The following is a 12,316-nucleotide window of genomic DNA, read 5'->3' as shown; positions in this document are numbered from 1 at the left end:
AGCTACTATTATATGAGATTGAATCTTTGACCCTAATACAGGTAGCTGGTGGCTGATTGCTGGTGGCTAAAGTGTTGTATAAATATACAATTTAAGTTATAATGAAAGTTAAATGTATGAATATCACTAGGAGGTACTAATGAAGGAAATCGAATTGGCAAAAGAACACTTTGGGCGTCTCATTGAAGAACAATTTGCGCGTATAGAAAATATGAAAAAGGAAAATGAATTTGTCGACTACGAATCTTTAGATTCAATCGTTATCGGTATTGTAGGAGGCGATGGGATTGGTCCATTTATTACAGGAGAAGCTCAGAAAGTTTTAGAGTTTTTATTAAAAGATCAAGTGCAAGAAAATAAAGTACGCTTTAAAGTTATAGATGGTTTAACTATTGAAAATAGAGCAGCTCAAAAGGCAGCTATTCCAGTAGATGTTTTAGAGGAATTAAAGCAATGCCATGTCATACTAAAAGGGCCAACAACTACGCCAAGAGCGGGAGATAAATGGCCTAATATAGAAAGTGCTAATGTAGCTATGAGAAAAGAGCTAGACTTGTTCGCCAATGTAAGACCAGTTAAGGTTCCGGAGCAAGGTATTGACTGGACTTTTTATAGAGAAAATACAGAAGGCGCTTATACACTAGGGAGCAAAGGGATTCATGTAAATGACGATTTAGCTATTGACTTTACAGTTACGACTCAAGAAGGTTCTCATCGAATTATTAAGGCGGCTTTTGAATACGCTAAAAAAGCAGGAAAGACAAAAGTTACAGCAGTAACAAAAGCGAATGTTATAAAGACTACAGATGGTAAGTTCTTGGCTATTGCAAAAGAAATCGCTAAGGATTATCCAGGAATTGAATTAGATGATTGGTATATCGATATTATGACAGCAAAATTAATCGACCCTAAGAGAAGAAGAGATTTTCAAGTAATGGTACTCCCTAATTTATATGGAGACATTCTAACTGACGAAGCGGCGGAATTCCAAGGTGGCGTAGGTACAGCTGGTAGTGCCAATATAGGCAAAAGATATTCTATGTTTGAAGCCATTCATGGTTCTGCACCTAGAATGGTAGAAGAAGGCAGAGGAGAATACGCTGACCCAAGCAGTATTATGAGAGCTTCTATTATGCTATTAGAACATATCGGTTTTATAGATGAAGCCAAAAAGCTGCAAATGGCATTAGATATTTGTGGATTATACGAAACAAAGGTCTCCATTACTGGCCGTAAAGATGGGGCAACTGGTGCAGAGTATGCACAGTATGTCATGGATACTGTGCAAGATGAACATTTAGAAGAAGTTTGGAAAAGTTATCAGAAATAATAGTTGCGAACTATAGTTGAACAGTAGTTGAATAATGGTTAAAGAGTAGTTAAACAATTGCAAAGAAAAAGGCTTTTGGTTTGTAAACCATAAAGCCTTTTTTCTTATTTAATATAAAAATTCTACTTTTGACCTTAGCTACTGCCCTAGTCATCCTGGAGCGTAGCGAAGGATCTGTGATTCTAAAGGAATACCCAGATGCTAGTGACTAGAGACTACTGCACCGTAGGTGCTTTTTTTTGTGATTGACCTGTGAGACTTGACCCTAGCGCTGAACGCTGATGGCTGGTGGCTCGTAGCTATTCCGCCATAGGCGCTTTCTTCCCTCTAGCTAGCGATGCAAAGACACCTAGTAAACAGAGAAAAGCTAAAATGGCGAAGGTTACTTTGAAACTTTGAATAAATTGAAGAATTGTTTCTGTACCGATTTGTTCATTGCCCATAAAAATCGAAGTGATTAAGGCTGTAAGGGACATACTAAAGGATTGACCTACCGTTCTAGAAGTACCCAATATCCCGGAAGCGACTCCATGATGTGTTTTATCTACACTAGACATAATAGAGTTTGTATTGGGGGAACTAAAAAATGCAAAACCTGCTCCCACTAAAGCTAATAGAAATACTACAAGGGCAATAGGTGTATTTTGGTTGAACAAACTAAATCCAAACAAAACAAGGGTAATAACGCACATACCAATAGATGCTAAAACCTGTGATGAGATTTTGTCAGATAGCCTGCCTGCAAAGGGCGATAGAGTAGCCTGAATTGCAGGCTGGGTTAATAGTATTAGACCAACAGTACCTGGCTCAATCCACTGAGCTACTTGTAAATATAAACTCATCAGATAGCTTATGGCATAAGTAGAGCTATAATTAATTAATGCTGCTAAAGATGAGAAAATAAGCACTCTATTGCCTTTCATTAATTTTATATCAATAATAGGAAAAGATACCTTGCTCTCGAAGTACACAAAAGTACATAGCATTAGGATTCCTAATATTAAGGTATACTTACTCCAATTTCGTAGGAGCAGATTTGATAAGCTGAAAATGATTAGGAAGATGGAAATGCCGTAAAGGCCTGTACCCTTTAAATCAAATTTACTTTGTGATTTATCTATGATATCATCTGTACGAAAGACCTTAATGAGTAAAAAAATCAATAGCAAGCCTAGTGGAATAGGAAATAAAAAGATTCCACGCCAGCTTGTAAAACTTAGGATACCACCACCGATAATTGGACCTGCTGACAAACCTATGTATACACAAGCTGCATTTATTCCTAACGCCTTGCCCCTTTCATTAGGTGGATAAGCAGCACATACAATAGATACTACAGCTGTACTGATCATAGCACATCCAATGCCTTGTAGTACCCGAAAAACCAGTAAAAAATAAATCGACTGAGATAGTGCACACATAAATGTAGATATAGTGGAAATAATTGCTCCAATCAACATGAGTTTTTTCCGACCAATCATATCTGAGAGCTTTCCCATAGGCAAGGTAAACATGGCGATAGCTAAAATAGTTGATGAGGTAATCCAGTTTACTAGGGAAGAACCAATTTTTAAGTATGTACCCATATGAGGTAAGGCAATATTTACGGAAGTAGTAATAAACGGTGTCCAAAGAGCGCCTAAAATTGAAATAATCAAGATGATTTTTTTATTATCATTCAATATTTGTGTTCCTCCTTTTAGAATGATTCTGTATTTGATTGTAGTATTATTATATCACAAAGAGTGCAAAGGAAAGGACTGATAGCGTGAAAAACATTTGGCGTATTGTGCTAGTGATAGCTTTTTTATTAGTAAGCTTTTTTGGATTAGGTCCAGTTTTGATGGCTGATGGTGTGTTAACAGAGAGATTGATAACACTATTTATTGTCTTGCTTCTCTACGGTCTGATTGTTTATCTGTGGAGAAAACTATCTAAATAATAGGTGTGATTTGTTGAGAAAATATATGGAGATAGCCTTAGATATTGCAAAAGAAGGTATGAAGACAGGAGAGGTTCCTGTTGGGGCAATTATCGTAAAAAATAATGAAATCATTTCAATGGCTCATAATGAGGTAGAAACCAGTACAAATCCAATTGCTCATGCAGAGGTGTTAGCCATACAGAGAGCCTGTGAAATACTTGGAAATTGGCGATTAACCGATTGCACTTTATATGTCACCTTAGAACCCTGCATTATGTGCATGGGGGCCATACTAAATTCTAGGATTTCTAAACTCGTATATGGGGCAGGAGACAATAAACTAGGCGCAGTAGAATCCCAATCGGATTTCATTCACAATCCACTATTTAGGAACATAGAGATTTATCCGGGGATATTGGAGGAAGAGTGTGTAGATTTGATGCAGGAGTTTTTTCAAAAGATCAGGTGGTCAGGTGGTCAGCTTTAAGGTGGTCAGCAAAATCAAAGGGCTACCATTGGTAGCCTAGGTTTTAATTTGAAATTATGACTGTTGTAAATTTGAAAGGGAACAATATTCGCCTTCGAGTGAGATAAAATAGGGAACGACGCTCGTCGTTCCCCCTTTAAGCCACCATAGGTGGCAAGTGCTTTTGCTGACCACCTGACCACCCGACCACCTTAATCAAGCTTATGAACAAACAGCCCGCTTCGAAGCTTAGGCTCAAACCATGTGGATTTTGGAGGCATTAGTTTTTGTTCGTCTGAAATGTTCATGAGTTCTTCTGCAGATGTAGGATACATTGAAAAGGCTATTGTCATATCTTCTTTACAACGCTTTTCGAGCTCTTCTAATCCTCTGATTCCACCTACAAAGTCAATTCGATTATCTGTTCTTACATCCTTTATGCCTAGTACTGGCTGTAAAATGAAGTCTTGTAATAGGGATACATCTAGATTTTTTACGATATCTGTAGAGCATTTGTTTTCTTTAATCTTTAACTCGTACCACTTTTCCTCTAAATACATTCCTATAGTGCCTTTTTGAGATGGTTTAATTGGAGCATTACGTAGCTCTACATAAAAATCTTCAGAGATTTTCTCCAAAAATTCACTGCTAGAAAGTCCGTTTAAGTCTTTCACCACTCGATTGTAATCCATAATGTGGATTTGATCATGAGGGAAGAGTACGCTCAGAAAAAAATTAAACTCTTCCTGACCTGTATAATCAGGATTTTCTTTTCTTCTCTTTAATCCAACCTTTACAGCAGATGCAGCACGGTGATGGCCGTCTGCTATGTATAAGGCAGGAATTTCGCTGAAAATATTTTTAAGAGTATTTATAGTAGGAGTATTATCGATAACCCAAATCTCATGTTTGATTTCATCGTCGGATACAAATTCATATTCTACAGGATTGGTTTCAATCCAAGAGCTGATGATTTCATTGATCATACCTTGCTTCTTGTAAATCATAAAGATAGGACCTGTATGAGCATTACAATAATCAACGTGATTAATTCGATCTAATTCCTTTTCTTCTCTTGTAAGCTCGTGTTTTTTAATGTCTCCATTTAAATAATCATCAATATCACAACAGCAAACAAGGCCTGTTTGCTTGCGACCAGACATGGTTAAACGGTATATGTATAAAGATTTTTGAGAATCTTCTACAAGGATATTTTCTTGTATCATATCATCTAAATTATCCTTTGCCTTTTGATATACTTCTTCACTATACATATTGACGGATTCTGGGAAGTCGGTTTCTGGTCGATCAACACGCAAAAAAGAGTAGGGATTTCCCTCTACAATCTTTCGAGCTTCAGATGAGCTGTATACATCATAAGGAAGGGCAGCAACCTTTTTGACATAATCAGCACTTGGGCGAATTCCCATAAAATCTTTAATAATTGCCATTATTTATCTCCTTTAATAATTCTCACACGTATTACTTCTTGAATTGCCATTAAATCATTTATTAATTGCTCACTTACTTCAGAGTCTACATCGATGAGCGTATAAGCATAATTACCTTTTGATTTATTTAACATATCTGAAATATTCAAATTTTCTTTTGCAAGAATGCTAGAAATTTGACCAACCATATTCGGTACATTTTTATGATGAATGGCGATTCGGGCATAGCTTTGGCATAGACCCATATAACAATTCGGATAATTTACAGAATTGATGATATTTCCGTTTTCTAAATACTCTTTTGTTTGACTTACAGCCATTTTAGCACAATTTTCTTCAGATTCATGAGTAGAAGCACCTAAATGCGGAATAGCTATTACGTTTTCCATGTTTACAAGATCATTTTCAGGAAAATCTGTTATATAGCATAGGATCTTTCCATCCTTTATAGATTGTTTTAAATCTTCAATATTTACAAGGCCATCTCTAGCAAAGTTTAGCAGTCGAATTCCGTTTTTTGAAAGAGCAAACTTTTCAGCACTCATAAGGTTTTTGGTTTGTTCAATAAGTGGAACGTGTAAGGTAATATAATCACATTCAGTCATAATTTCATCAATGTTTAGAATTCTTTTTACTTCACTACTTAGGCCCCAAGCAGATTCAATAGAAACAAATGGATCGTATCCATATACCTCCATGCCAAGGGATATGGCGATATTAGCAACTTTTACGCCAATGGCACCAAGGCCAATAACACCTAATTTTTTTCCTGTTAATTCTTGACCAGCAAATTTAGATTTTTCCTTCTCTACTGCTTTTGAAACATCTACTTCTTCTGTATTCACACCATGTACCCATTTGATTCCTTGGATGACTTTTCTAGAGGATAATAATAATCCAAGTACAACGAGTTCTTTGACAGCATTAGCATTGGCACCTGGAGTATTGCAGACAACTACACCTTGCTCAGCGTATTTTTCTACAGGGATATTATTAACACCAGCTCCAGCTCGTGCTACAATCTTTACTTTTTCAGGTAAATTCATGTCGTGCATTTTAAAGCTTCTAACAATCATAGCATCTGCTTCTTCATCTACTGTAGCAAAGCTATAGGTATCTTTGTTTAATAATGCAAGACCTTCATCGGATATATTATTTAATGTTCTAATTTTATACATATAGATACTCCTTTATTTATGTTTGGCTTCGAATTCTTTCATAAACGCAATAAGTTTTTCCACACCTTCTACTGGCATTGCATTGTAAATACTTGCCCTCATCCCACCTACAGAGCGGTGACCTTTTAAATTCACAAGACCTTTTTGGGCAGCTTCTTTTACAAAGGAAGCATCTAGTTCTTGATTGCCAGTAATAAATGTAATATTCATAAGTGAACGATCTTCTACTGCAACAGGATTTTTAAATAAAGTACTATTGTCAATATAAGAGTACAATAAATTGGCTTTATATTTGTTCTTTTCTTCTATAGCCGCTAGACCACCCTGTTTGATCAACCACTCAAAGACTAATTTGCACATATAAATAGAATAGCATGGTGGTGTATTGTAGAGAGAATCATTGTCTGCGTGAGTTTTATAATCGAGCATAGTAGGTGTAATATCCATAGCATGACCAATCAACTCCTCTTTTATAATAACAATGGTCACTCCAGCTGGACCCATATTTTTTTGTGCACCAGCATATATTAATGAAAATTTATTTATGTCGTAATATTCTGACAATATATTGGAAGACATATCCCCTATCAGTGGTGTACTCCCTGTATCTGGTATGTTTTCTGGAGTATATCTTGTACCATAAATCGTATTGTTTGTAGTAATGTGAAAATAATCAACATCCTTAGGGAATATTGAAGGATCTAATTTCGGAATATGTGAATAATTATCTTCTTTTGAGCTGGCAATAACAACCGCTTCTCCATATTTATTTGCTTCCTTTGCTGCCTTTGAGGCCCAGGAGCCAGTGTCTATATAAGAAGCTCTTTTGTATTTTGTAAATAAATTAAGGGGAACCATTGCAAATTGAGTAGATGCTCCACCTTGAAGAAATAATACTTTATAATGATCAGGTATATTCATTAAGGAACGCAAGTGTTTTTCTGCATCTGAAATGATGGACTCATATACTTTCGAACGATGGCTCATCTCCATTACAGACATTCCTGAGTTGTTGTAGTTTAACATTTCTTTTGCTGCTATAGATAGAACTTCTTCTGGTAAGACGGATGGGCCTGCAGAAAAGTTGAAAACTCTATCATTGTTCATATTATCTCCTCCATTAGTTTTATTTTGCTACAGATTTATATCCCTATATTTTAAATTATTTCATAGATATTATCAAGTTACTTTGTTATATATTTGTTTTAAGGTATAATAAATGCGAGGTAGTCAGGTGGTCAGGTGGTCAGGTGGTCAGCAAAATCAATAAGCCACCATTGGTGGCAAAGGTTTTTACATAGAACATAGAACTTAGAACTAATAAGGAGGTAATACAGATGTTATCAGTCAAAAATGTAAAAAAATCTTTTAATGGCGGGAAGACTTTTGCAGTGGATGATATAAGTTTTGACGTTCATTCATCGGAGATCTTTGGGTTTTTGGGGCCTAATGGAGCGGGGAAGACGACGACAATAAAGATGATTACTGGGCTATTGCAATTAGATAGTGGGAGTATTGAAATCAATGGAGTAGACATCCAAAAAGATCCTATAGAAGCCAAAAGGCAATTTAGTTTTGTGCCTGATAGTCCAGAGGTTTTTGATAAGCTAAAGGGAGTAGAATATCTAAATTTTCTTGGAGATGTATATGGAGTAGAGTCAAAGAAACGAATAGAGCGGATTGAAAAGTACGCGACTCTTTTTGAACTAAAACACGCTTTAAACGACCCTATGATGAGCTATTCCCATGGAATGAAACAAAAAATTGTCCTAATTGGCGCCCTTCTTCATGAACCTGAGATATTTGTTCTTGATGAGCCTATGGTAGGCCTAGACCCTAAGTCTGCTTTTCATTTAAAAGAAATTATGAATGAGCACTGTCAAAAAGGAAAAAGCGTATTTTTTTCAACCCATGTACTAGAGGTAGCTGAAAAAATCTGCAATAGAGTTGCTATTATTAACAAAGGTAAGATTATCGCTCAGGGCACTATAGAAGAGCTAAAGAATATGACGAAAAACAATGAAAGCTTAGAGAATATATTTTTGGAGTTGACAGAGGAATGAAACAAATTGTGAAATTAGTGAGAATTTCTTTACTTTCATCTTTTGGATTTTCGTCCATAAAGTATAATTTTATGAAAAACAAGAAAGATATTTGGAAGCCTATCATATTGGTATTGGCTTTGGCATCCCTTATCCCATCTTATTTTATGTATGTCAAATTGATTAAAAACATATATATACAATTATTTACTTTAGGGCAAGAAAGTTCAATATTCACATTAATCATTATGCCTATTTCACTCATCATCTTTGTCTTTGGCTTGTCTTATGTATTGTCTGCTTTTTACTTTTCTAATGATATGGAAAAACTCATTCCATTGCCTATAAAAGAGGGTAATATTGTTATATCAAAATTTATTAGTATGGTAGTCTTTAATTACCTTATTGTAGTACTTATGTTATTGCCTGTGCTAATTGTAGGATTTGGAGATTTTGGTGGAACACTTTATATTATTTACAGCTTACTAACCATATTACTGTTACCAGTCATTCCTCTTGGAATCGACACGATTATCATCATGGTACTTATGAAATTAACCAATATTCAAGGAAGAAAGGACTTGCTGAGAAATCTCTCCATGTTCTTTGTCTTATTTATTATCATTGCATTTCAAGCAGTACTTAATAACACACTTACTTCTGTGGAGCCAGGTAAAGAGGGAGAATTCCTGAGTGCGCTTTTACAAAGAAGTGATGGCATTATGGTTTGGTTAGGAAGAGCTTATCCACCTGCTATATGGTTTAGCAAAAGCATATCAAATGCACATAATATATCGGGTCTTATTTATTCCGTACTTAATATATTATTAGGAGTGGGCATGGTTTATTTAATCGGGCAAATAGGCAGCAAAATTTATCTTAAGGCTTTATTAGAAAAAAACAATTTCAGGAAAAGCCTAAAAAAAGTTGAATTAGGATTGCTCATAAAAAATAGATCTCCTATTATTGCAATTTTTCTAAATGACATAAAACTAGTTTTGAGAACACCTATTTACTTATTTAACTGCGTGAGTATTTCTTTTCTATTGCCTATACTAGTTATAGTAATGCCCTTAATATCTGGAGGGGAAGACGCAGATTTTAGCCAATTGTATTTTCAGTTTAAAGATTATTTTACTTTAATATTAATTGCCTTTTTTGCTTTTATTGCTACCGCAAATCCTACAGCGTCTACTACTTATTCTAGAGAGGGAAAAGCATATTGGATTAATGCTGTGATTCCCGTGACTCCTGGAAGTATGTTTGTAGGCAGGATGTTACAACCTATGCTATTGGAGTTTATATCCATCCTTATTATGTTAGGCTCCTTAAAATTTGTCTTGCCCCTTGACATTAGTGAGATGTTCATTAGTCTGGTAATTGGTATGTTGGTCAGTTTACCCATATGTGCAATAGGAGTATTCATCGATAGATTGAATCCAAAACTAGACTGGGATCAGCCACAAAAGGCGGTAAAGCAAAATGTCAATGTCCTTTTAAATATGTTAATAGGAGCAGGGTATATTTTGTTATTAGGTTTTATGTCTATAAAGATGACGGAATATGAAATAGATATAAACTTGATTTATGCCTTTATAAGTATTCTATCTACGATTGCTGCAGGCGGAATTTTTGGGGCTTTTCATAAAATAAAATAAGAATTTCATAGTAAGGAGAATTATGGAACAAATTACGAATAAGAATTTTAAGAAAGGCCTTTGGCTTTTTCTGATTTTGTTTATAGTGTTTTTGGCATTAAATTTATTCATTGGAGTGTACCTTTACCCTTTAGCCTTATATCATGAGGTAATAGATATATTGATTCCTTGTTTAATATATCTACTAGTGACCAAAAAGCCAATCTTATCGACCTTAAAACTCGATAAGAAGATAAATAGAAAAAGTGTTATCATTGTCTTTCAATTGTTTTTGATTAGTTTTTTATTAAAATTAGGCATCAATTATCTTGTCATGTTAACAGGTGCTATTGACCCTTCGAGAGTGACTATGGAAGTAATGGAATTAGCGCCAAGTTTTCTTACTTTATTCTTTGCCGTAGCCATTATGCCTTCCTTTTTAGAGGAAATCATCATTAGAGGTGTAGTATTGGATCAATTTCAAGATACTAGTCTTTGGCAAGGTGCTATCATGACAGGTTTGTTATTTGGTTTTATGCATGTAGACATTGGTCAATTAGGCTATACAACTGCCCTTGGTATTTTAATGGGAGCCATCGTCATTGCTACAGGTTCCTTATGGGGAGGTGTACTTTTCCACTTCCTCAATAATTTTACATCTGTAGCTGCTCTAAGTTTTTTACAGCTTATAGAAAATACTCTACCCAATGGATTTGAACAAATGGTGACAGAAGCACAGGCTCAATCTACAGCCAATATAGGTATAGTACAAGAAGCCTATAGCTTTGTATTTGCAGTGATCTGCTTAGGCATTGGAATCCTACTATCTGTTCACTACATCAAAAAACTACAAAAAGTCAATGTGGCAACAAAAGAGATTAAACTTGAAGAAGGTGTCCTTGAAGAGAACGAGAATGAAGGAAATGAGAGTCATATAAAGGTTTCTTGGAAAAGTTTGTTTTTTAATATACCGTTTTTTCTTATTGTGTTGGTGTATGTGGGGATTAACTTAATCAGGTAGTAAGGTGGTAAGCAACACCTTACCACCTTCAAACTAACTTGGTAGCCTTAATTCTTCATGGCATTTTTTTAATGCCTCAATAATACCTATATGCTGAGGGCATTGATCCTCGCAGTTTCCGCATTCGATACAATTATTAGCTCTTTTGTCTTCGCTGATTTGGCTGTATTTTTTCTTGCTGTAGTCCCAATCATTGTACATATAAGCAGTATTGATAATTTCAAAGACATCATGAATAGGGATTTGCTGTGGGCAATCTATACAGTATTTACATGCAGTACAGTTTACTTTTGTCTTTTCTTCTATATATTTTTTAATATCTTTAATAAGAGCTTCTTCTTTACTGCTTAAATCTCTAATATTTGCAGCAGAAGAGGTATCAATATTTTCTAGCACTTGTTCCATAGTAGACATACCGCTTAGAACCAAATTGACCTCTGGTAGATTGTAGAGGAATTTTAGTGCTAATTGGGCTGGCGAAGCCTCGACACCGTGTTTGTCCCATATTTCTTTTAATACCCCCTTAATTTTAAAGGCGAGCTTTCCACCCTTTAGTGGCTCCATAATGATTACAGGAATTCCTCTAGAATGAGCATACTGTAAACCTTCTAAGCCAGCTTGGTAGTTGACATCCATATAATTTAATTGGATTTGACAGAAATCAAATAAATTAGAATCACATATTTCTTTAAACAGATCTAGTGAATCATGAAAAGAAAATCCTAAGTGTTTTACTTTCCCAGAGCCTTTTGCTTCAATAATAAAGTCTTGAATATTTTGTTCTTTTAGTTTTTGCCAACGCCCAGCATCAAGAGCATGAAGTAAATAAAAGTCGATATAATTTGTTTGCAATTTTTCTAATTGTTTATCTAAATATAAGCCAAAATCATCATACGTTTTACACAGCCAGACAGGTGATTTAGTAGTCAAATAAATCTCTTCACGTAAATTGTTTTCCTTTAAGAATTCCCCTACAAACAATTCGCTCATCTCACCATGATAAGGCCATGCTGTATCTAAATAATTAACTCCTTTGTCGATTGCCTCTTTTAGCATTGCAGAAGATTTTTCTTTATCAATTTGTCTGGGATCCTCATCTAAAGTGGGAAAACGCATACAACCAAATCCAAGTTGCGATACCTTTTCATTGCATAAATCTCTATAAATCATAATCGTTACCCTCCTTTTATCTAATTTAGATACTAATAATAACAAAGAAGGATGTCAAGTTATGTTCTTTGAATATTTCCTTTCGACAATGAAATAA

11 protein-coding genes are annotated in these 12,316 nt (G+C 35.1%); 6 read left to right on the top strand and 5 right to left on the bottom strand.

Going from position 1 to position 12,316, the window contains the following annotated elements; translation table 11 throughout:
* Positions 1–139: 139 nt before the first annotated feature.
* A complete protein-coding gene (locus DES36_RS01080) occupies positions 140–1,330 on the top strand; it encodes an isocitrate/isopropylmalate family dehydrogenase (RefSeq protein ID WP_113919370.1) in 1,191 nt (396 codons plus the stop codon).
* Positions 1,331–1,629: 299 nt separating this feature from the next.
* On the opposite strand, the gene DES36_RS01075 is transcribed toward DES36_RS01080, so the two are convergent.
* Positions 1,630–3,012, bottom strand: a complete 1,383-nt coding sequence (locus DES36_RS01075; protein ID WP_170128125.1) for an MFS transporter — start codon at positions 3,010–3,012, stop codon at positions 1,630–1,632.
* 86 nt (positions 3,013–3,098) lie between these two features.
* Between DES36_RS01075 and DES36_RS15410 the strand changes: the two genes are divergently transcribed.
* Together DES36_RS15410 and tadA are read left to right on the top strand one after the other, a co-directional pair.
* Positions 3,099–3,272 carry a DUF6954 family protein gene (locus DES36_RS15410; protein ID WP_423230741.1) on the top strand — a complete coding sequence of 58 codons (174 nt, stop codon included), beginning with the start codon at positions 3,099–3,101 and terminating at the stop codon, positions 3,270–3,272.
* Positions 3,273–3,285: 13 nt separating this feature from the next.
* Entirely contained in the window at positions 3,286–3,741 is a 456-nt protein-coding gene (gene tadA, locus DES36_RS01070) for a tRNA adenosine(34) deaminase TadA (RefSeq protein ID WP_278278684.1), read from the top strand.
* A gap of 191 nt (positions 3,742–3,932) precedes the next feature.
* Here the strand turns inward: tadA and DES36_RS01065 are convergent, their stop codons facing one another.
* The 3 genes from DES36_RS01065 to serC are packed head-to-tail and all read right to left on the bottom strand — an operon-like array spanning position 3,933 to position 7,456.
* Positions 3,933–5,171 carry a DUF1015 domain-containing protein gene (locus tag DES36_RS01065; RefSeq protein WP_113919368.1) on the bottom strand — a complete coding sequence of 413 codons (1,239 nt, stop codon included), beginning with the start codon at positions 5,169–5,171 and terminating at the stop codon, positions 3,933–3,935.
* Positions 5,171–6,349, bottom strand: a complete 1,179-nt coding sequence (locus DES36_RS01060) for a phosphoglycerate dehydrogenase (protein WP_113919367.1) — start codon at positions 6,347–6,349, stop codon at positions 5,171–5,173. The genes DES36_RS01065 and DES36_RS01060 overlap by 1 nt, the downstream gene beginning before the upstream one ends.
* Before the next feature lie 12 nt (positions 6,350–6,361).
* A complete protein-coding gene (gene serC, locus DES36_RS01055) occupies positions 6,362–7,456 on the bottom strand; it encodes a 3-phosphoserine/phosphohydroxythreonine transaminase (protein WP_113919366.1) in 1,095 nt (364 codons plus the stop codon).
* Between the two features lie 230 nt (positions 7,457–7,686).
* On the opposite strand from serC, the gene DES36_RS01050 reads away from it, so the two are divergent.
* The 3 genes from DES36_RS01050 (at position 7,687) to DES36_RS01040 (ending at position 11,049) form a co-directional block, all read left to right on the top strand.
* On the top strand, positions 7,687–8,412 hold the full coding sequence (locus DES36_RS01050) for an ABC transporter ATP-binding protein (protein WP_113919365.1): 726 nt from the start codon (positions 7,687–7,689) through the stop codon (positions 8,410–8,412).
* The gene (locus DES36_RS01045) at positions 8,409–10,049 is read left to right on the top strand and encodes a putative ABC transporter permease subunit (RefSeq protein ID WP_113919364.1); all 1,641 of its coding nucleotides are present in this window, start codon (positions 8,409–8,411) and stop codon (positions 10,047–10,049) included. Before DES36_RS01050 ends, DES36_RS01045 begins: the two co-directional genes overlap by 4 nt.
* A gap of 187 nt (positions 10,050–10,236) precedes the next feature.
* Positions 10,237–11,049 (top strand): CPBP family intramembrane glutamic endopeptidase, encoded by an 813-nt coding sequence (locus DES36_RS01040; RefSeq protein WP_207657410.1) that lies wholly within the window; start codon positions 10,237–10,239, stop codon positions 11,047–11,049.
* Positions 11,050–11,082: 33 nt separating this feature from the next.
* Here DES36_RS01040 and DES36_RS01035 read toward each other — a convergent pair whose 3' ends face one another.
* On the bottom strand, positions 11,083–12,219 hold the full coding sequence (locus DES36_RS01035; RefSeq protein WP_113919362.1) for an aldo/keto reductase: 1,137 nt from the start codon (positions 12,217–12,219) through the stop codon (positions 11,083–11,085).
* Between the last annotated feature and the right edge of the window lie 97 nt (positions 12,220–12,316).

The organism is Alkalibaculum bacchi, from assembly GCF_003317055.1.
In the GTDB taxonomy this organism is placed as follows: Bacteria; Bacillota; Clostridia; order Eubacteriales; family Alkalibacteraceae; genus Alkalibaculum; species Alkalibaculum bacchi.
This window is presented reverse-complemented; position numbering and strand designations above follow the sequence as displayed.

Coding starts and splice junctions, on each gene's coding strand:
- DES36_RS01080 (WP_113919370.1), top strand. CDS start 140: ATGAAGGAAATCGAATTGGCAAAAGAACACTTTGGGCGTCTCATTGAA.
- DES36_RS01065 (WP_113919368.1), bottom strand. CDS start 5,171: ATGGCAATTATTAAAGATTTTATGGGAATTCGCCCAAGTGCTGATTAT.
- DES36_RS01060 (WP_113919367.1), bottom strand. CDS start 6,349: ATGTATAAAATTAGAACATTAAATAATATATCCGATGAAGGTCTTGCA.
- serC (WP_113919366.1), bottom strand. CDS start 7,456: ATGAACAATGATAGAGTTTTCAACTTTTCTGCAGGCCCATCCGTCTTA.
- DES36_RS01050 (WP_113919365.1), top strand. CDS start 7,687: ATGTTATCAGTCAAAAATGTAAAAAAATCTTTTAATGGCGGGAAGACT.
- DES36_RS01045 (WP_113919364.1), top strand. CDS start 8,409: ATGAAACAAATTGTGAAATTAGTGAGAATTTCTTTACTTTCATCTTTT.
- DES36_RS01035 (WP_113919362.1), bottom strand. CDS start 12,219: ATGATTTATAGAGATTTATGCAATGAAAAGGTATCGCAACTTGGATTT.